General features: G+C 71.7%; 14 protein-coding genes. 8 read left to right on the top strand and 6 right to left on the bottom strand.

Features of this window, described 5'->3' with window-relative positions:
* The first annotated feature begins 51 nt into the window (after positions 1-51).
* Both ACH4K4_RS08935 and ACH4K4_RS08930 read left to right on the top strand, forming a co-directional pair.
* Positions 52-987, top strand: a complete 936-nt coding sequence (locus ACH4K4_RS08935) for a helix-hairpin-helix domain-containing protein (RefSeq protein ID WP_398165849.1) — start codon at positions 52-54, stop codon at positions 985-987.
* Positions 984-3,572, top strand: coding sequence for a ComEC/Rec2 family competence protein (locus tag ACH4K4_RS08930; RefSeq protein WP_398165848.1), 2,589 nt, complete (start codon positions 984-986; stop codon positions 3,570-3,572). The genes ACH4K4_RS08935 and ACH4K4_RS08930 overlap by 4 nt, the downstream gene beginning before the upstream one ends.
* Here the strand turns inward: ACH4K4_RS08930 and ACH4K4_RS08925 are convergent.
* Positions 3,475-5,040 carry a PstS family phosphate ABC transporter substrate-binding protein gene (locus ACH4K4_RS08925; protein ID WP_398165847.1) on the bottom strand — a complete coding sequence of 522 codons (1,566 nt, stop codon included), beginning with the start codon at positions 5,038-5,040 and terminating at the stop codon, positions 3,475-3,477. The genes ACH4K4_RS08930 and ACH4K4_RS08925 overlap by 98 nt on opposite strands.
* A 181-nt stretch (positions 5,041-5,221) precedes the next feature.
* On the opposite strand from ACH4K4_RS08925, the gene ACH4K4_RS08920 reads away from it, so the two are divergent.
* Positions 5,222-5,707, top strand: a complete 486-nt coding sequence (locus ACH4K4_RS08920; protein ID WP_398165845.1) for an RrF2 family transcriptional regulator — start codon at positions 5,222-5,224, stop codon at positions 5,705-5,707.
* 140 nt (positions 5,708-5,847) lie between these two features.
* On the top strand, positions 5,848-6,642 hold the full coding sequence (locus tag ACH4K4_RS08915; RefSeq protein WP_398166300.1) for an arylamine N-acetyltransferase: 795 nt from the start codon (positions 5,848-5,850) through the stop codon (positions 6,640-6,642).
* A 19-nt stretch (positions 6,643-6,661) separates the two neighbouring features.
* Here the strand turns inward: ACH4K4_RS08915 and ACH4K4_RS08910 are convergent, their stop codons facing one another.
* Complete coding sequence (locus ACH4K4_RS08910; protein ID WP_398165844.1) at positions 6,662-6,907, bottom strand: hypothetical protein; 246 nt, start codon at positions 6,905-6,907, stop codon at positions 6,662-6,664.
* Between the two features lie 72 nt (positions 6,908-6,979).
* Here ACH4K4_RS08910 and holA point away from each other — a divergent pair, with 72 nt between their 5' ends.
* On the top strand, positions 6,980-7,963 hold the full coding sequence (holA, locus tag ACH4K4_RS08905; RefSeq protein WP_398165843.1) for a DNA polymerase III subunit delta: 984 nt from the start codon (positions 6,980-6,982) through the stop codon (positions 7,961-7,963).
* Between the two features lie 25 nt (positions 7,964-7,988).
* On the opposite strand, the gene ACH4K4_RS08900 is transcribed toward holA, so the two are convergent.
* Entirely contained in the window at positions 7,989-8,939 is a 951-nt protein-coding gene (locus tag ACH4K4_RS08900) for a hypothetical protein (RefSeq protein WP_398165842.1), read from the bottom strand.
* A gap of 377 nt (positions 8,940-9,316) precedes the next feature.
* Complete coding sequence (gene rpsT / locus ACH4K4_RS08895; protein WP_398165841.1) at positions 9,317-9,583, bottom strand: 30S ribosomal protein S20; 267 nt, start codon at positions 9,581-9,583, stop codon at positions 9,317-9,319.
* A gap of 192 nt (positions 9,584-9,775) precedes the next feature.
* Between rpsT and lepA the strand changes: the two genes are divergently transcribed.
* From lepA to ACH4K4_RS08880, 3 genes are all read left to right on the top strand, one after another.
* Positions 9,776-11,644, top strand: coding sequence for a translation elongation factor 4 (gene lepA, locus ACH4K4_RS08890; RefSeq protein ID WP_398165840.1), 1,869 nt, complete (start codon positions 9,776-9,778; stop codon positions 11,642-11,644).
* Between the two features lie 278 nt (positions 11,645-11,922).
* Complete coding sequence (locus ACH4K4_RS08885) at positions 11,923-12,210, top strand: hypothetical protein (protein ID WP_398165839.1); 288 nt, start codon at positions 11,923-11,925, stop codon at positions 12,208-12,210.
* A gap of 335 nt (positions 12,211-12,545) precedes the next feature.
* Complete coding sequence (locus ACH4K4_RS08880; protein WP_398165838.1) at positions 12,546-14,435, top strand: AMP-dependent synthetase/ligase; 1,890 nt, start codon at positions 12,546-12,548, stop codon at positions 14,433-14,435.
* A 96-nt stretch (positions 14,436-14,531) separates the two neighbouring features.
* Here ACH4K4_RS08880 and ACH4K4_RS08875 read toward each other — a convergent pair whose 3' ends face one another.
* Both ACH4K4_RS08875 and ACH4K4_RS08870 read right to left on the bottom strand, forming a co-directional pair.
* Positions 14,532-15,131, bottom strand: a complete 600-nt coding sequence (locus ACH4K4_RS08875) for a two-component system response regulator (protein WP_398165837.1) — start codon at positions 15,129-15,131, stop codon at positions 14,532-14,534.
* Positions 15,128-19,264: a HAMP domain-containing protein gene (locus ACH4K4_RS08870; RefSeq protein WP_398165835.1), complete on the bottom strand. Its 4,137-nt coding sequence runs from the start codon at positions 19,262-19,264 to the stop codon at positions 15,128-15,130. The genes ACH4K4_RS08875 and ACH4K4_RS08870 overlap by 4 nt, the downstream gene beginning before the upstream one ends.
* Positions 19,265-19,514 lie beyond the last annotated feature (250 nt).

The raw sequence follows: 19,514 nt of genomic DNA, 5'->3' as shown, positions 1-19,514 counted from the left end.
GTGCGGCCCAAGGTGCGGGGGCGGGCCGCCCGGCGGGCCGAGACCGCTGCGATGGCGCGTGCGCGGGCCGAGGCGCTGTTCCGGGGGCCGCCGGGCGCGGACGTGCCGGACGCGGACGTGCCGGACGCGGACGTGCCGGACGCGGGCGAGACGGGTGCGGGAGAGTCGTCCGCGCGCGAGCCGGATGCGGACGTGCCGGCTGGTCTTGCGGGGGGTCCTGCGGGGGACCCGGGCCCCGGGCCTGCTGCCCGCTTACGGCTCGCCGTGCGGGAACGGCTGCCGCTGTGGGTGCAGTCGAGATGCGCGACCGACCCGAAGGCGCTCGTCGCGCTCGTCGTGGTGCTCGTGGTGGCGGCGGCCTTCGCGGCCCACCACTTCTGGTCGGCGCGGCCCCAGCCCGTACGAGCCCCGGCGGCCCACACCGCGCCGACCGCGGCCCCGGGCCCGGCCCCCGCTCCGCAGCCGCGGGCACCCGCGCCGACGTCCGGCGGGCCGCCGCCGACGTCTGCCGGAAGGCTCCTCGTGGTCGACGTCGTCGGAAAGGTGCACCACCCCGGCATCCACCGGCTGCCACCGGGCGCCCGGGTCGCCGACGCGCTGCGGGCGGCGGGCGGCGTCGTGGACGGCGCGGACACCCGCGGGCTGAACCGGGCGCGGCTGCTGGCCGACGGCGAGCAGATCGTCGTGGGCGCGCCGGCGCCCGGACAGGCGGCGCCGGGTGCGGCAGCCGGAGCGGGCTCTGGCGCATCCTCCGGGGGTGCCGGAACGCCTGGTGGCGCGGGCGCCGGAGCCGCCGCTCCTGTAAGCCTGAACTCCGCGACCCTGGAACAGCTCGACGGCCTGCCCGGTGTCGGCCCCGTCCTGGCCCGGCACATCATCGAGTACCGCACCGCGCACGGCGGCTTCACCTCTGTGGACCAGCTCCGTGACGTCAACGGCATCGGCGACCGCCGCTTCGCCGACCTGCGGCCCCTGGTCCAGCCATGACCACCGCCCGCCGCGCCGCCGTCCACGCCGCGGCCTCCTCGCCGTACGGCGCCGCCGACCCGCGCCCGGAGGGCACGGCCGTCGATCTCCGCCTGGCGGGGCCCGCGCTCGCGGCGTGGGGAGCGGCGGCGCTCGCGCTGGGATGGTCCGGCGGTGCGGTGGCGGCGGGCTGCGCGGTGGCCGGCGCCCTGGCGGCGCTCGTGGCGCTCGGCGCGGCCCGGCGTCCGGACCGGCGGACCGCCGGGGTGCTGGTCGCCCTCGCCGCGGTGCTGCTGAGCGCCGCCGCGGGGGCCGCGTCGGCGGCGCTGCACGCGGCGGACGTACGGCGCGGCCCCCTGCCGGGCCTGGCGCACGGGTACGCCAAGGTCACGGCCGAGGTGGAGCTGACCGGTGACCCGCGCCTGACCCGACCACGGGTGCGTGGCGCCCAACAGGCCCCCGCCGCCCTCGTGTTCCCCGCCGATGCCGTGCGCGTCACCGCCCCGGACGGCGCGGTCACCGCTGTCCGCACCCCTGTCCTGGTCGTCGTGCAACGGGCGAAGAAGCTCCCTGCCTGGCAGCGGCTCCTGCCCTCGACCCGCGTCCGTATCGCGGCCCGCGCGGCGCCGTCCGCCCTGTCGTCCGACCGGGTCGCCGCGGTCCTGCGGGTGACCGCCGGCGCCGGCCCGCACGTGGTGGGTCCGCCCGACGCCCCGCAACGGCTCGCGGGCGGCCTGCGGGCGGGCCTCCGCGAGGCCACCGACGGCCTGAGCCCCGACGCCCGCGCCCTCCTGCCGGGCCTGGTGGTCGGCGACACCTCGCGCGTACCGCCCGACCTCGACGACGCCTTCCGCGCCACCGACCTGACCCACCTGCTCGCCGTCTCCGGCAGCAACCTGACCATCCTCCTGGTGCTGCTCATCGGCCCGCCCCACCTCGCCGTACGGGCCGAACGCCGCGGCCTGGCGCCCCTCCTGGGCCTCTCCCTGCGCACCACCGCCCTCGTGGGCGGCTCGATCGCGCTCGCCTTCGTCATCGTCTGCCGCCCCGACCCCAGCGTGCTGCGTGCCGCCGCCTGCGGCCTGATCACCCTGCTCGCGATCGGTACGGGACGCCGCCGTTCCCTCGTCCCCGCGCTCGCCGCCGCGGTCCTGGTCCTCGTGCTCCACGACCCCTGGCTGGCCCGCAGTTACGGCTTCCTGCTCTCCGTCCTGGCCACCGGCGCCCTGCTCACCCTCGCCCCGCGCTGGAGCGCCGCCCTGCAACGCCGCGGGGTGCCGCCCCGCATCGCCGAGATGCTGGCCGCGGCGGCCGCGGCACAGGCGGTCTGCGCGCCCGTCGTCGTGATGCTCGCCGCCCGCGTCGGCCTGGTGGCCGTCCCCTGCAACCTGCTGGCCGAGCTGGCCGTGGCCCCGGCCACCGTCCTGGGCTTCGCGGCGCTCGCCACCGCGCCGTTCGTCCCGCCCCTCGCGCACGCCCTCGCATGGTGCGCGAGCTGGCCCACCGAGTGGATCGCCGGTGTGGCCCGCACGGGAGCGGGGCTGCCCGGCGCGGAGTTCGGCTGGCCGGGCGGCTGGGGCGGCGCGCTGCTGCTCGCGGCCGTCACGGTGGCACTCGTCCTGGTCGGCCGCCGGCTGCCGCGCCGGCCCTGGCTGTGCGTGTTCGGCGTGCTGGCGCTGCTTCTGGCCGTGCTGCGGCCGGCCCCGGTCGCCCGCGTCATCACCGGCTGGCCGCCCCCGGGCTGGCGCGCGGTGGCGTGCGACGTGGGGCAGGGTGACGGCTTGGTGATCGCCGCCGGGGACAGCACGGCCCTGGTCGTGGACACCGGCCCGGAGCCGGCCGCCATCGACCGCTGCCTGACCGACCTGGGGGTACGCCGGATCCCGCTCCTCGTCCTGACGCACTTCCACGCCGACCACGTCAGCGGGCTGCCCGGTGTGCTGCGCGGCCGTTCGGTCGGCGCCATCGAGACCACGACCCTTCAGGAGCCCTTCGGCCAGGCCGCCTTCGTGTACCGCGCGGCAGCGGCAGCGGGCGTTCCGGTGACCGGTTCGGCGCCGGGAGAGCAGCGCAGTGCCGGCGCGCTGACCTGGCAAGTCCTCTGGCCACCCGCACCCGGCCCCCACCACACCGGCTACGCGTCCCGTGCCGTCGAGGGCCCCAACGACGCCAGCGTCACGCTGCTGCTGCGCATCGCCGGCCTGACCTTCCTCCTCCTCGGCGACCTCGAACCGGCCGCTCAGCAAGCCCTGTTGACGCAACATCCCGAATTGTCCGCCGTCGACGTTCTCAAGGTCGCTCACCACGGTTCCGCCTACCAGGACCCGGAGCTGATACGCCGCCTGGCGCCGCGCGTCGCCCTGATCAGCTGCGGCGCCGGCAATCCGTACGGCCATCCGGCGCCGCGTACCGTCCAGGCGCTGCGTTCCCAGGGGGCCAGGGTGTTGCGTACGGATACCGACGGCGCCATCGCGGTGGTGGGCGGCCGGGACCGGCTCACCACCACCGTCAGGGGCGGCAGGCGGAGGCCGGGACGCCCGACTGGTCGGCGCAGGGCACGTGCCGGTACTTCCGCAGGACGTTCTTCGCCGTGTCGGAGTCCGTGAACACCCGGAATTTCGCCGCGAGGGAGCCGTCCTCGGGCTGCCCGTACGCGTAGAGGTACTCCACCGTCCAGAAGGGATAGTCGCGTTGTCCACCCCACTCGATGTCGGGCTCGCGCCCGTTCAGCCGGACACCCGTCACCCGCGGGTGCTTGGCCGCCGCGTACACCTCCGCGTATCCGATCGCGCCCGGCACGCGGCCGACCGCGTCCAGCAGGCTGCCGGTGCTGTTCACCTCGCAGCGCGTGACGCGTGCCGCCGCGTCCCGGTCCTTGCCGCTGCAGTCGTACGAAGACACCGTGCCCGGCTCCGAGCCGCGCAGCACGGACGTCTCGAACGCCCGCCGGGTGCCCGAGGCCGCGTCCCGGCCGACGATACGGACCGGCAGGTCCTTGCCGCCGAGCTGCTTCCAGTTGGTGTACCGGCCGTCGTAGATGCCGCGGACCTGTTCGGAGGTGAGGTTGTCGACACCGGTCCGCTCGTTCACGACGAGACCGAGCAGGACGATCCCGACGGGCCGGCCCGTCAGTTCCTGGTAGATGGACGGCGCGGCCACGTCCGAGACGGCGAGGAAGGCCGGGTTGCCGCCCGGCGCGGCCTTCCCCGCCTTGCTCAGCCGCCCCAGCCCGGCGAGGCTGCCGCTCTCCGCCACGACGATCTCGGCGCCCCGGCAGCGCGCCTCGTACTGCTGGGCGATCTCCCGCATCGGTGGCGCGAAGGCGGAGGAGCCGTCGACGGTCAGCCGCCCGGTCGCGCACTCCCCGCCCGCCGTCGCCGGATGCCCGTTCAGCAGCAGCCCGCCCAGCAGGCCGACGAGGATGATGCACACGCCTCCGAGACCGAGGCTCAGCTTGCGCGGGCCCCAGCGCTGCGTGTTGCGCCGGATCCGCCCGCCGCTGATGAACCCGCCGACGACGACGTCGTGCGAACGGCGGCCTCCGGCGCCACCGTTCGAGCCGTCGCCGCCGCTGCCACCGCCGTCACTGCCGCTGCCGCCGCTGTCGTCGTCCGCCGACAGCAGCACCAGCAGCTTGAAGTGATTGCGCTTGTTCAGCGGCACCTTGGGCACGACGAGGCGGCCTCCGCTGTGCCGGAGGCCGCCGCCGTTGCGGGTCAGCATGCCCACGAGGTCCGGCGGGTTGGCGTCCGGCACCTCCACGCCGATGACCGTGCGCCCGGTGAACTCGACCGTCAGCGGCTCCTGGTAGTCCTGGCGCACGATGTCCTTGCCGCCGTCGTTCTCGAACCGCAGCAGCGCCAGCGTGGCATCGGTGATCTCCTGGTCCCGGCGGAGCAGCCGCAGCTGCACGAGACTGTGGGCGTCCCGGGGGTTCATCCCGATCGCGGTGTCCATCTGGACGCGGTAGCCGATGCGCTTGCGGCCGGGCAGAAACCGTTCCACCGCCCAGAGCGCGGCCGTGGCGAGGAGCCCGGCCGCGGCGAGGAGCGTCTCGGTGTCCGGCAGGGTCACGGCTACCTCGCACAGCTGATCGGACGGCGGAATGCCTGCAATGTAGGGACACGGGGGGCTGCCCGGGACGGCTTCGGCGTTCCGTCACCAGAGGTTCATCCGCCGTCCGCACGGCCCGTGCCGGAAGCGGGCCCGCGACGGCGGCGCGGCCCTGGAATCAGGATCTGTAAACTCCAGAAATATGAGGATGAGCGAGGGCGTCGAGTGGGCCCTGCACTGCTGTGTGACCCTGGCCTGGGTCGGCGACGACCGACCGGTGCCGACAGCCAGGCTGGCCGCCTCGTTCGACCTGCCCCCGGCCTACCTGAACAAGCGCCTCCAGGCCCTGGCCCGGGCCGGCGTCCTGACCTCGACCCCCGGCGCCCGGGGCGGCTTCCGGCTGGCCAGGCCCCCCGAGCGGATCACGCTGATGGACGTCGTCGCCGCCATCGAGGGCACCGAGGACGCCTTCCGCTGTACGGAGATCCGCCGCCAGGGCTCCGGCTCGGCAGCGCCCGCGCGGGACTTCCGCGGCCCCTGCGGCATCTCCACCGCGATGCGCAAGGCCGAGCTGGCCTGGCGCCGCGAGCTCGCCCAGCAGACCGTCGCCGACCTCCTGGCCGGCGCCCCGGCATCGGCGGCGGACCGCACCCGCCGCTGGTTCACGACCGAGAGGACGGGCACCTGATGGCCCCCGAGCAACCGCGGACCCAACAGCATCAGCCGCCCCAACAGCCCCAACAAACCCCACAAGCACGCCAACAGCCCCAATCGGCGCCTCCGCCCGGCGGCGAAGTGCCCGACGCCCGGCCCTCGGACGCCGAGCGGATGCGTGCCGAGCCGCTCGGCCGGGCGCGTACCGACGCCTACCTCCGGCGCATCGGTGCCACCCGCCCGGCCGTGCCCGACGCCGCGGCGCTGCGCGACCTGCACCTGCGGCACCTGCGGGCCGTCCCCTTCGAGAACCTGTCCGTACACCTCGGCGAAGACGTGGTCCTCGACTACAAGACGCTGGTGGACAAGATCGTGGGGGCCTCGCGCGGCGGCTTCTGCTACGAACTCAACGGAGCCTTCGCCGCCCTCCTGCGCGCCCTCGGCTACCGGGTCGAACTCCTCGCCGCCCGGGTCTTCGGACCGGACGGGCCCGGCATCCCGTACGACCACCTCGCGCTGCGCGTGCACACCGCCGACGGCCAGGACGGGCCGTGGCTCGCCGACATCGGCTTCGGCCGGAACAGCCACCACCCGTTGCGCCTCGGCAGCCGCGCCGAACAGCCGGACCCGGCCGGGGTGTTCCGTATCGAGGAGACCGCCGACGGCGATCTCGACGTGCTGCGGGACGGACGGCCGCAGTACCGGCTGGAAGCGCGTCCACGCGCACTGGCCGACTTCGAGGCGAGCAGCTGGTACCACCGCACCTCGCCGGAGTCGCCCTTCACCCGGTCCCTGGTCTGCTCCCGGCTGACGGAGCACGGGCGCGTCACGCTCTCCGGCCGTACGCTCGTGACCACGGGCGCCGACGGCGGCCGCGACGAACGGGAGCTGACCGAGGACGAGGTGCTGCCCGCCTACCGCAGCCACTTCGGCATCACCTTGGACCGGATACCGGCGCCGCGCTGCTGACGGGCGCCGTTGACAGGCGCTACTCGGCCTCCAGCCAGCCCTCGTACTCGTCGGCCAGGGCGTCCAGCTGCTCGGGGTCGTAGCGGCCCGTCGGGTCCTCGACGACCACCAGCCACTGGGCGTCCTCCGCGTCGTCCTCGCCGGCCAGGGCGTCCCGTACGAGCTGGGGTTCCTCCGCGACGCCGAAGCGCTCGGCCAGCGCTTCGGCGACCTCCTCCGCACAGTCGCGGTCGGGCAGCACCAGGACATGTCGTACATCGCTCACCGGATCATTGTCCGGCAGAAGGGGCCGGGGACCGAACTCCGCTGTCAGTGGGCCGTGGGATGCTGTAGCGCGATGGCCAGGAAGACAGCAAACGACGACCCGCTCGCACCGCTCACGCTCGCCGTGGGCCAGGAGGACCTGCTCCTGGACCGCGCCGTGCAGCAGGTGGTGGCGGCGGCCCGGGCCGCCGACGCGGACACCGATGTGCGGGATCTCACCCCCGACCAGCTCCAGCCCGGCACGCTGGCCGAGCTGACCAGCCCTTCGCTGTTCGCCGAGCGCAAGGTCGTGGTGGTCCGCAATTCCCAGGACCTGTCCGCCGACACGATCAAGGACGTCAAGAAGTACCTCGGCGCCCCGGCCGAGGAGATCACCCTCGTGCTGCTGCACGCCGGCGGTGCCAAGGGCAAGGGCCTGCTCGACGCCGCACGCAAGGCGGGTGCGCGGGAGATCGCCTGCGCCAAGATGACCAAGCCCGCGGACCGCCTCGCGTTCGTGCGTGGCGAGTTCCGTACGGCGGGGCGGTCCGCCACCCCCGAGGCGTGCCAGGCGCTGGTCGACGCGATCGGCAGCGATCTGCGCGAGCTGGCCTCGGCCTGTTCGCAGCTGGTCGCCGACATCGAGGGCACCATCGACGACGCCATCGTCGGCCGCTACTACCGCGGCCGGGCCGAGGCGTCCAGCTTCACCGTCGCGGACCGGGCCGTGGAGGGCCGGGCCGCCGAGGCTCTGGAGGCGCTGCGCTGGGCCATGTCGACGGGCGTCGCCCCCGTCATGATCACCAGCGCGCTGGCCCAGGGCGTCCGCGCCATCGGCAAGCTGGCCTCCGCGCCGCGCGGCGCCCGCCCCGGCGATCTCGCCCGTGAGCTGGGCATGCCGCCGTGGAAGATCGACCGGGTGCGGCAGCAGATGCGGGGCTGGTCGGCGGATGGCGTCGCCACGGCGCTGCGCGCGGTGGCCGAGGCCGACGCGGGCGTCAAGGGCGGCGGCGACGATCCCGAGTACGCGCTCGAAAAGGCCGTCGTCACCATCGCCCGCGCGGCCCGCTCCCGCTGACCGGTCCGCCGCCCCCTCCATCCCCTCATCCCCGCAGTTTCCGCAGCGTCTCCGTAGCGCTGGTCTTGAGCATCCCGGAGACCTGTTCGGTCGTCGGCGGCTTCGCCGAGCCGCTGCGGGAGGTGTAGCTCGACCAGGTGATCTGGTACGTCGCCCAGCCGTCGCGGACGCCGAGGATCACGTACGCGCCGCTGCTGTCGTCGGTCCGGTTGACCAGGTACGCCTCGTCGCCGATGCCCGGCACCGACGTGACCTTGTACGCGATCGAGCTGCGTTGGCTCTCGTACGCGCGGTAGCTGTCCGCGAACTCCGCCGACGGGTCGGTCTTCTTGTGCAGGGTGGCCGTGCTGTAGACCCAGGTCGAGGAGTAGTCGCTGCTGCTCGCGTCCGACGGCTTCAGCTCGGCGTTGCACCACATCGAGTCCAGGGAGCCCTGCTGGACGCCGCTGTACTGCGGGTTCTGCGCGGCGGTGCCCGACGAGCCGGAAGCGGAACCGCCGGCCGGTTTGATCTTGTAGTTCGAGCTCTCGAACGGCGTGAACGAGGTCTGATGGCACAGGTCGGACGTGTACGAGTAGCCCGCCAGGTCGGGATCGGGCCGCGCGTCCCCGAAGGCGCCGGCGGCGAAGAGCACCGCGCCGCCCATGGCCGACGCGGCGACGGCCCCGCCGAAGGCCCAGAGCCAGTGCCCCGCACCCCTGCCGTCCGGACCGCCCGGGCCACCGGCGCCGTCGAACCCGCCGGGTCCGGGCGCCGCCCCCGGCTGCTGCGGCCCGCCCGGCGCCGGGTACCCGTAGGCGCCACCCGCGCCGGGAGCCTGGGCGTACGGATTCTGCTGCGGCACCCCCGGCCCGTACGGCCCCGGGCCCGGCCCCTGCTGGGCGGTGGACGGTGACGGCGGGGGAGAGGGCGGCTGGGCGGGAGCGGGCTGCTGGGGCTGTGCGTAGGGATTGTGCTGATCCCCCGGAATCGACATGCGCGGCAGCGTAGCCGACCGGAACGGCGACCACGGCCGAAAAGTTCCCCACGTCACGCCTTCACCACGACCGGCACCACCCCGCTACGGCACACGCGCCCCCGATGCCGTCAGTGCGCCCCCAGGGCCGGTCCCTTTCCGTGGGCCCAAGCCCCGAACGAGGAGAACCCCGCGTCGAACGACGGAGAACCCCGCGTCGAACGACAAAGAACCCCACGTCACCCTGGGGAAGGGTGACCGTGAGGTCCTGAGTCTCAAGCTGTGTGTGCGCCGCACCCGCGTGGCGAACGCAGGCCGTGTGCGGCGCGGTGGTGCACCGGAAGGAGCGGAGAGAGGGGCCGCTGGATCCTCACCGGCAGTGAAGCGTCGAGAAGAGGTCAGCCCTTGAGGCCGGCGACCTTCTTGGCCAGCGCCGACTTCTTGTTGGCGGCGGCGTTCTTGTGGATGACACCCTTGCTGACGGCCTTGTCGAGCTTCTTGCCCGCCTCGACGACGGCGGTGGTGGCCTTCTGCAGGTCACCGGCCTCCACGGCCTCGCGGGTACGACGGATCGCGGTCTTGAGCTGGGACTTGACAGCCTTGTTGCGCTGACGAGCCTTCTCGTTGGTCTTGATCCGCTTCATCTGGGACTTGATGTTCGCCACGAAAGAGCCTTTTCAGGTTCGTTGGATTTTCGAGTCGCGCCTCGCACGAGAGAGGGCACAAAGCGCAGTGGACCAGGCTACCAGCAGGCTTCACGGCCTCCCAAACCGGACCAGAGCCGCCGCGCATGGGACCATGGGGGAGACGAAAAACAACCGAGTCCCGCCTACCCGCGTTCTCTGAATGGACCCTGCGTGCCCGCGACCCCTACGAACGTGCCGGAGCCGAGCCGTACCGACCCGGCTCTCCTCCGTAACTTTTGCATCATCGCGCACATCGACCACGGCAAGTCCACGCTCGCCGACCGGATGCTCCAGCTGACCGGCGTCGTCGACCAGCGGCAGATGCGCGCGCAGTACCTCGACCGCATGGACATCGAGCGCGAGCGCGGCATCACGATCAAGTCCCAGGCCGTCCGGCTGCCCTGGGCGCCGACCGACGAGGACGCCGGCGCGACCCGCATCCTCAACATGATCGACACCCCGGGCCACGTCGACTTCACGTACGAGGTGTCGCGCTCCCTCGCGGCGTGCGAGGGCTGCATCCTCCTCGTCGACGCCGCCCAGGGCATCGAGGCCCAGACCCTCGCCAACCTGTACCTGGCGATGGAGCACGACCTCGTGATCATCCCGGTGCTCAACAAGATCGACCTGCCGGCCGCGCAGCCCGAGAAGTTCGCCAAGGAGCTGGCCAACCTCGTCGGCTGCGAGCCCGAGGACGTCCTGAAGGTCTCCGCCAAGACCGGCGTCGGCGTCCCCGAGCTGCTCGACAAGGTCGTCCGCGACGTCCCGGCCCCGGTCGGCGTCAAGGACGCTCCCGCCCGCGCGATGATCTTCGACTCGGTCTACGACGCCTACCGCGGCGTCGTGACGTACGTGAAGGTCGTCGACGGCACGCTCAGCAAGCGCGAGCGCATCAAGATGATGTCCACCGGCGCCGCCCACGAGCTGCTGGAGATCGGCACGAACTCGCCGGAGATGAAGGCCGCCGACGGCCTGTCCGTGGGCGAGGTCGGCTATCTGATCACCGGCGTGAAGGACGTCCGCCAGTCCAAGGTCGGCGACACCATCACCCAGCTCAGCAAGGGTGCCGACGAGCCGCTGGGCGGCTACAAGGACCCGAAGCCGATGGTCTTCTCCGGTCTGTACCCGCTCGACGGCTCCGACTACCCGGAGCTGCGCGACGCCCTGGACAAGCTCCAGCTCAACGACGCCGCGCTGGTCTACGAGCCGGAGACCTCCGCGGCCCTCGGCTTCGGCTTCCGCGTCGGCTTCCTGGGCCTGCTGCACCTGGAGGTCATCCGCGAGCGCCTGGAGCGCGAGTTCGGCCTCGACCTGATCGCCACCGCCCCCAACGTGGTCTACCGCGTGGACATGGAGGACGGGGCCGAGCACGAGGTCACCAACCCGAGCGAGTTCCCGACCGGCAAGATCGACAAGGTCCACGAGCCGGTCGTACGGGCCACCATCCTGGCGCCCAGCGAGTTCATCGGCGCCATCATGGAGCTGTGCCAGACCCGCCGCGGCAACCTGCTCGGCATGGACTACCTCTCCGAGGACCGGGTCGAGATCCGCTACACCCTCCCGCTCGCCGAGGTCGTCTTCGACTTCTTCGACCAGCTCAAGTCCAAGACCCGCGGCTACGCCTCGCTGGACTACGAGCCCACCGGCGAGCAGGCCGCCGACCTGGTCAAGGTCGACATCCTGCTGCACGGCGACAAGGTCGACGCGTTCTCCGCGATCTGCCACAAGGACAAGGCGTACGCGTACGGCGTGCGGCTGGTCGCCAAGCTGCGCGAGCTGATCCCGCGGCAGAGCTTCGAGGTGCCGATCCAGGCCGCCATCGGCAGCCGGGTCATCGCCCGTGAGACGGTCCGCGCGATCCGCAAGGACGTGCTCGCCAAGTGCTACGGCGGTGACATCTCCCGTAAGCGGAAGCTGCTGGAGAAGCAGAAGGAAGGCAAGAAGCGGATGAAGATGGTCGGCAGCGTGGAGGTTCCCCAGGAGGCCTTCATCGCCGTGCTGTCCTCCGACTCCGACGGTGACTCCAAGGGCAAGAAGTAGCCCTGGTCCCTGCCGTCGCCGACCGGGCGTCCACCCCTCGGGGTGGGCGCCCGGTTCGCGTAGGCGCGTGCCGTACGCCTTTCGACGTGCCGTGCGCCTTCCGTACGGCATCCGGGCGGCATCCGGGCGGTCGGCCGGAAATATCGGCGGCCAGGCGGTTGCCGGGATGCGCCCCGCGCCGTTGACGTGGGTGGCAGCGGTGTTCCGGGCGGCCCAGGGGGCGTCCGGGCGGCATGAGTGCCGTGCCGCCGTGGAGGCCGCGCCAGAAAGGGACACACATGAAGTACACCCAGGCCGCCGCGCTCCTGGCCGGTGCCGCGCTGTCCGTGGGCATCGCCGCACCCGCGTTCGCCGATCAGACGGGGGCGGACAAGTTCAGGAGCGGGCTCACGGGAACGGTCGGCGATACGCACCGGGCCGTCACCACGCTCGGCGGCGAGCTGAAGAAGATCAACGGTGCGCTGCGGGGCGACGAGCAGACCGGCGCGCTGGTCGGCGACTCGGCCGCGGTGAACGCGCCCAACGCATCGGGCATCGGCATCCAGTCCGCTTCGCTGCGCCGCTGACCCACCGCCCTCCGCCCGCGGTCCCGCCTACCGGAACGCGGGCGGCGGCGCGTCTTTCCCCGATCGGAACCGGTGCCGTAACGGCTTGCGCACCGCACCCGGGCCCGGCCCCCCCGGCACGGGAAAACGGCTGGCATCACCGTTGTCCACCGTGCTCCGCTGCCTCCGGTTCACCCCGCAGCGGCCGAAATATGTACGGCGCATTCATCGCACTGGTCACATCCTGAACCAGTCGGGCGCAGCCCCTTACGCCATGGCCCCACGCGCTCTAGTCTGATCACTGCTCGAAGGTTACTCGCGAGTCACCAGCAACGTAGCGGGCCCCGGAGGATGCCGTGACGGACACCCAGACGCTGATCGAGAACCGGCCACCTTCCGTGGCGACCCTCTTCCTGGAGCGCGTCGCAGCCACCCCCGACCACGAGGCGTACCGCTACCCGGTGCCGTCCGCCAGTGGCCGGGGACCCGACGACTGGAAGGTGCTGAGCTGGGCCGATGCCGCCCGGCGGGTGTACGCGGTGGCGGCCGGGCTGATGTCGCTGGGCGTGCGGCCCGAGGAGCGGGTGGCGCTCGCGTCCAGTACGCGCGTCGAGTGGATCCTCGCCGACCTCGGCGTGCTGTGTTCCGGCGCGGCCACCACCACCGTCTACCCCAGCACCAACGCCGACGAGACGGCGTACATCCTCGCCGACTCCGGCAGCCGGGTGCTGATCGCCGAGGACGCGGCCCAGCTCGCCAAGGCCCGCGAGAAGCGCGCCGAGCTGCCTCAGCTGGCGCACGTCGTCGTCATCGACGAGGCCGCCGCGCAGTCCGCCGAGGGTGATCCGGAGGACTGGGTGCTCTCCCTCGCCGAGCTGGAGAAGCGCGGCGCGGCCCACCTGGAGAAGAACCCGGACTGCGTCAGGGAGCGGGTCGGTGCGCTGCGCGCCGACCAGCTGGCCACACTGATCTACACCTCCGGCACCACCGGCCGGCCCAAGGGCGTACGGCTGCCGCACGACTGCTGGTCGTACATGGCGCGGGCGATCCAGGCCACCGGTCTGGTCACCGAGGACGACGTGCAGTACCTGTGGCTGCCGCTGGCGCACGTCTTCGGGAAGGTGCTGACCGCCGGGCAGATCTCCGTCGGGCATGTGATCGCGGTGGACGGCCGGGTCGACAAGATCATCGAGAATCTGCCGGTGGTGCGGCCGACCTACATGGCGGCCGTACCGCGGATCTTCGAGAAGGTCTACAACGGTGTGGTGTCCAAGGCCCGGGAGGGCGGCGCCGCGAAGTACAAGATCTTCCAGTGGGCGGCGGGCGTGGCGCGGGAGTACGCCAAGGCCTCCCAGGAGAACTTCCGCCGCACCGGCAACGCCTCCGTCCCCTTCGCGCTCGCCGCCAAGCACAAGATCGCCGACGCGCTGGTGTACGCCAAGCTGCGCGAGGCCTTCGGCGGCCGGCTGCGCGCCGCGGTCTCCGGCTCCGCCGCCCTCGCTCCCGAGATCGGCTACTTCTTCGCCGGCGCCGGCATCCACATCCTGGAGGGGTACGGGCTCACCGAGTCCAGCGCGGCCAGCTTCGTGAACCCGGGCGAGGCGTACCGCACCGGCACGGTCGGCAAGCCGCTGCCCGGCACGGAGGTGCGGATCGCCGAGGACGGCGAGGTGCTGCTGCGCGGGCCCGGCATCATGGAGGGCTACCACGGGCTGCCGGAGAAGACGGCCGAGGTGCTGGAGTCGGACGGCTGGTTCCACACCGGCGACATCGGCGAACTGTCCCCGGACGGCTATCTGCGGATCACCGACCGCAAGAAGGACCTGATCAAGACATCCGGCGGCAAGTACATCGCACCGGCCGAGGTCGAGGGGCAGTTCAAGGCGGTCTGCCCGTTCGTCTCCAACGTGCTGGTGCACGGCGCCAACCGGAACTTCTGCACCGCGCTGATCGCCCTCGACGAGCCGACGATCATGGGCTGGGCCGCCGAGCACGGCCTCAAGGGCATGACGTACGCCGAGGTCGTGGGCGCGGCGCGGACCCGCGAGCTGATCGAGGGCTATGTGGAGCGGGTCAACGAGGGGCTCCAGCGCTGGCAGCAGATCCGCAAGTTCCGGCTGCTGCCGCGCGACCTGGACATCGAGCACGGCGAAGTGACGCCGAGCCTCAAGGTCAAGCGGCCGGTGGTGGAGCGGGCCTTCAAGGACCTGCTGGAGGAGATGTACGAGGGCGCGCGCGAGGCGTGACGGACGCCACGGGCGTAGTCGGTACGGCCGCCGGCGGTCCGGCGGCCGTACCGACCGCGCCCGTGGCCCGCACTCGTTGCACACGCGATGGGCGCGTCACGGTCGACCGCGTCCCAGCGCCCGTACCGATTCCGCCATGCGTGCCACGCTCGGGCCCAGGTCCCGCTCGCCGGGCCGGTCGCTGCCGGAAAGCTGCCGTTCGATCTCGGAAATACGGTCCGCCAACTCCGCCATACGGGCGTGGTCCTGCTTTATCAGCCGGCGCAGCTGCCGGTTCTTTCTGTGCAGATCGAGAAAGACGTTCACCTTGGCGCGCAGCACCCAGGGGTCGAACGGCTTGGTGAGATAGTCCGCCGCGCCGGTCGAATAGCCCCGGAAGGCGAAACCGGAATCGCTGTCGGTCCCGGTCAGGAAAATGATCGGAATGTCTTTCGTCTGGTCGAGACGCTTGATGTTGGACGCGGTTTCGAAGCCGTCCATTCCGGGCATGAGAATGTCCAGCAGGACGACCGCGAATTCCTGGCGCAGCAGTGCTTTCATCGCCTCCTCCCCGGAGCGGGCCCGCACCAGGGGCTCGCCGAGCGACCCGAGGACCGCTTCGAGGGCTGCGAGGTTGTCCTCCATGTCGTCGACGAGAAGAATGCCTGCCCGGTCGTCGGTTCCGGCCGCAGCGCCGATATCGGTTGCATGGGTCATGATGGGCCTTCGGTGCCTTGGGACCTCTGGGAGGTCGCGTCGGGGTCTTGCTTACCTGGTTCACCGCCCAGGGCCGGCGTGCCTGAGCCGTGCTGGGACAGGAGATCGACGGTCACGGACAGCAGGCGGTCGACGTCGACGGGTTTCGGGACGTACTCGTTGGCTCCGCTCTCCAGGGACTTCTCGCGGTCGCCGGGCATCGCTTTCGCAGTGAGGACGATGACGGGCAGTTTCGCGAAACGGGGCGTGCGCCGGATCGCGCGAATGGTTTCGTAGCCGTCCATCTCCGGCATCATGATGTCCATCAGGATCAGGTTGATACCGGGATTCTTTTCCAGCATCTCGATGCCCTCCCGGCCGTGTTCGGCGTAGAGCACCCGCATGCCGACCCGGCTCAGCACATTCGTCAGTGCGAAGACGTTGCGGATGTCGTCGTCGACGACCAGGACCTGGCAGCCGGACAGCAGCGCGCCCGTGGGGCCGTTCACCCAGTCCTCCAGGCGGGTGGTGGTCGGCCACGGGGCCTCGTCGCGCGGGGCGGGCGGCCCGGAGCGCGGGTGGTGCCGGGGCGTCTTCGCCAGCTGCAGCGCGCCTTCCGGGCGCTGCTCGCCGACGCCTGCCGGGCCGTCCATCGGGTCCCCGTACCCGGGGCACTCGACCGGGACGTGAAGGGTGAAGACGCTGCCGATGCCGGGCCGGCTGCTCGCGGTGATCCGGCCGCCGAGCAGCCCCGCGATCTCCCGGCTGATCGACAGGCCCAGGCCCGTACCGCCGTACTTGCGGTTGGTGGTGCCGTCGGCCTGCTGGAACGCCTCGAAGATGACGGGCAGTTTCTCCGGCGCGATGCCGATGCCGGTGTCGGTGACGGTGAAGGCGATCGAGCCGTCGCCGTCGGCCCGGTCCACGCGCAGGTCGATCTTGCCGGACGCGGTGAACTTCACCGCGTTCGAGAGCAGGTTGCGCAGCACCTGCTGGAGGCGCTGCTCGTCGGAGAACAGCTCCTTGGGCACGTTCTCGCTCACCGACACCTCGAAGGCCAGCCCGCGGTCGAGGGTCATGGGCCGGAAGGTGTCGTGGACGTAGTTGAGCAGTTTGATCAGCGGCAGCCGCTTGGGGCGGACGTCCATCCGGCCCGCTTCGATCTTGGACAGGTCCAGGATGTCGTTGATCAGCTGGAGCAGGTCGGACCCCGACCGGTGGATCGTGATCGCGAACTGCACCTCCTGCTCGTTCAGGTGCCCGTCCGGGTTGTCGGCGAGCAGCCGGGCGAGGATGAGCAGCGAGTTCAGCGGGTTGCGCAGTTCGTGCGACATGTTCGCGAGGAACTCGGACTTGTACTGGGACGAGCTGGCCAGCAGCGCGGCCTTCTCCTCCAGCTCCTCGTTCGAGCGCTGGAGCTCGGCCTGCCGTCGCTGGAGCTCGTCGGTACGCTCCTGGAGCTGGCGGGCCAGCCGCTGCGACTCGCCGAGCAGGGACTCGGTACGGGAGTTGGCGACGATGGTGTTGATGGCCACGCCGATCGTGTTCACGAACTGGTCGAAGAACGCCAGGTGCACGTCGGAGAAGCGGGAGAAGGACGCCAGCTCGATGACGCCCAGCGTCTGGTCCTCGAAGAGCACCGGGATGATGACGACGGTCGCCGGATTGGCCTCACCCAGCCCGGAATTGATCTTGATGTAGTCGGGCGGTGCCTCCTCCACCAGGATGCGCTTCTTCTCCAGGGCGGCCTGCCGCACCAGCCCGTGGTCCATGGAGCCGGGCGTGTCGATCGTGGTGTCCAGGGACGACCCGTACCCGGCGATGAAGGCCAGCTGAAGGTCGTCGCGGTCGGTGTCGGCCAGGAAGAAGGCGCCGTACTGGGCGTTCACCAGCGGCGTCAGCTCCCGCAGGATCAGGTCGGCGACCTCCATCAGGTCCCGGTGGCCCTGCATCAGGCCCGCCAGCCGCGCGAGGTTCGACTCCAGCCAGTCCTTGGCGCGGGTGGTCTCGCGGAGGTTGGAGACCATCAGGTTGATGTTGTCGCGCAGCTCGGCGACCTCGCCCTGGGTCTCGACCGTGACGTTACGGGTCATGTCGCCGGCGGCCACCGCGGAGGCCACCTCGGCGATGGCCCGCACCTGGGTGGTGAGGTTCGACGCCAGCTCGTTGACGTTCGTCGTCAGCCGTTTCCAGGTGCCGTACACGCCCTCGACCCGGGCCTGGCCGCCGAGCCGCCCTTCGCTGCCGACCTCGCGCGCGACGCGCGTGACCTCGGACGCGAACGACGACAAGGTGTCGACCATCGTGTTGAGCGTCGTCTTCAGCTCCAGGATCTCGCCGCGCGCGTCCACGTCGATCTTCTTGGACAGGTCGCCCTGGGCGACGGCGGTGGCGACCAGCGCGATGTTGCGCACCTGCGTGGTCAGGTTGGACGCCATGAAGTTGACGTTGTCGGTGAGGTCCTTCCAGACGCCGGAGGCGCCGCGGACCTGCGCCCGGCCGCCGAGGTTGCCCTCCGTGCCGACCTCGCGGGCGACGCGGGTGACCTCATCGGCGAACGCCCGCAGCTGCTCCACCATCGAGTTGACGGTGTCCTTCAGCTCCAGGATCTCGCCGCGCGCGTCGACCGTGATCTTCTTCGACAGGTCGCCGTCGGCCACCGCCGTGGTCACCTGCGCGATGTTGCGCACCTGGGAGGTGAGGTTGGACGCCATGAAGTTGACGTTGTCGGTGAGGTCCTTCCAGACGCCGGAGGCGCCGCGGACCTGCGCCTGACCGCCGAGGTTGCCCTCGGTGCCGACCTCGCGGGCGACGCGGGTGACCTCGTCGGCGAAGGCGGACAGCTGGTCGACCATCGTGTTGATCGTCGACTTCACCTCCAGGATCTCGCCCTTCGCCTCGACCGTGATCTTCCGCCCCAGGTCGCCCTCCGCGACCGCCGTCGCCACCAGGGCGATGTTGCGCACCTGGGAGGTGAGGTTGTCGGCCATGAAGTTGACGTTGTCGGTGAGGTCCTTCCAGACGCCCGACACGCCGCGTACGTGCGCCCGCCCGCCGAGCCGCCCCTCGGTGCCGACCTCGCGGGCGACGCGGGTGACCTCGTCGGCGAAGGCGGACAGCTGGTCGACCATCGTGTTGACGGTCAGCTTCAGCTGGAGGATCTCGCCGCGCGCGTCCACCGTGATCTTCTGGCTGAGGTCGCCGTTGGCCACCGCCGTGGTCACCTGGGCGATGTTGCGCACCTGGCTGGTCAGGTTGGACGCCATGAAGTTGACGTTGTCGGTGAGGTCCTTCCAGACGCCCGACACGCCGCGCACCTGGGCCCGCCCGCCCAGCTGCCCCTCCGTGCCGACCTCGCGGGCGACGCGGGTGACCTCGTCGGCGAAGGCGGAGAGCTGGTCGACCATCGTGTTGACGGTCAGCTTCAGCTCCAGCAGCTCGCCGGCCGCCTCGACCGTCACCTGCCGGGTCAGGTCGCCGCGCGCCACCGCCGTCGTCACCAGCGCGATGTCGCGCACCTGGGCGGTCAGCCTGGCCGCCATGGTGTTGACCGCCTCGGTCACATCGCGCCAGCTCCCGGACAGCCCGGCCACCTTGGCGCGCCCGCCGAGCCGGCCTTCCGTACCGGACTCGCGGGCCACCCGGGTCACCTCGCCGGTGAACAGCGACAGCTGGTCCACCATCCGGTTCACCGCCCGGCCCAGCCGCCGGCGGTCGCCGCGCAGCGGGCGGTTGCCGTCGTGCAGGTCCACCCGCAGGGTCAGGTCGCCGCCCGCCACCGCGTCCAGCACCTGGGTGGCCTGGGTCGTGGGGATGACCAGCGCGTCGATGATGGCGTTGGCGGCCTGTACGGAGGTGGCCCAGGTGCCGGGCCCTGGGCTGGCGGACATCCGTTCGTCCAGCCTGCCCTGGCGTACGACCTCCGAGCGCAGGCGTAACAACTCGTCGGACAGGTGCTGGTTGCGGGCCGCTATCTGGTTGAAGGCCGCGGAGAGCTCCGCCAGGACGCCTTCCTGCGCCACCGGGAGTCGGGTACGGAAATCCCCGGCCGACATCGAGGTCAAGGCGGTCAGAAGTGGGCGGAGATCAGCCACGCGCACCTGACCACCACCCGGTTCCAGAGACACTCGGGGCACTGCCGAATCGACCGCCATGTCTCCCCACTTCAGTAACTCGGTGCTTATGGGTGCGCTCAGTCTGTCACTCTGGGAGTGGCGTATTCGGCGCTATTGCGGAACTGCTCGGGAGTTGCTCAATGAGAACGACAACTTCGTCAGACAGGGACGCGGCGGCAGCCTCTACCGGCCGCGGCGCGCCCGGCGGGGCGACGGCTCCCGCGGAGGCTTCCACCGAAGCCGGCCCCGGCACGGACCCGGATCCGGTCTCCGAAGCGGCTTCGGGCAG

The sequence above is a fragment of the Streptomyces sp. NPDC017529 genome, from assembly GCF_044329785.1.
GTDB lineage: Bacteria > Actinomycetota > Actinomycetes > Streptomycetales > Streptomycetaceae > Streptomyces.
The sequence above is the reverse complement of the archived record's forward strand: the minus strand, read 5'-3'. Positions and strand labels throughout refer to the sequence as shown.

Bases quoted from the DNA above. Each gene is read 5' to 3' on its own strand.
- ACH4K4_RS08885 (WP_398165839.1), top strand. From the start codon at position 11,923: ATGAAGTACACCCAGGCCGCCGCGCTCCTGGCCGGTGCCGCGCTGTCC.
- holA (WP_398165843.1), top strand. From the start codon at position 6,980: ATGGCCAGGAAGACAGCAAACGACGACCCGCTCGCACCGCTCACGCTC.
- ACH4K4_RS08870 (WP_398165835.1), bottom strand. From the start codon at position 19,264: ATGGCGGTCGATTCGGCAGTGCCCCGAGTGTCTCTGGAACCGGGTGGT.
- ACH4K4_RS08900 (WP_398165842.1), bottom strand. From the start codon at position 8,939: ATGTCGATTCCGGGGGATCAGCACAATCCCTACGCACAGCCCCAGCAG.
- ACH4K4_RS08915 (WP_398166300.1), top strand. From the start codon at position 5,848: ATGCGTGCCGAGCCGCTCGGCCGGGCGCGTACCGACGCCTACCTCCGG.
- ACH4K4_RS08935 (WP_398165849.1), top strand. From the start codon at position 52: ATGGCGCGTGCGCGGGCCGAGGCGCTGTTCCGGGGGCCGCCGGGCGCG.
- ACH4K4_RS08930 (WP_398165848.1), top strand. From the start codon at position 984: ATGACCACCGCCCGCCGCGCCGCCGTCCACGCCGCGGCCTCCTCGCCG.
- ACH4K4_RS08920 (WP_398165845.1), top strand. From the start codon at position 5,222: ATGAGGATGAGCGAGGGCGTCGAGTGGGCCCTGCACTGCTGTGTGACC.
- ACH4K4_RS08875 (WP_398165837.1), bottom strand. From the start codon at position 15,131: ATGACCCATGCAACCGATATCGGCGCTGCGGCCGGAACCGACGACCGG.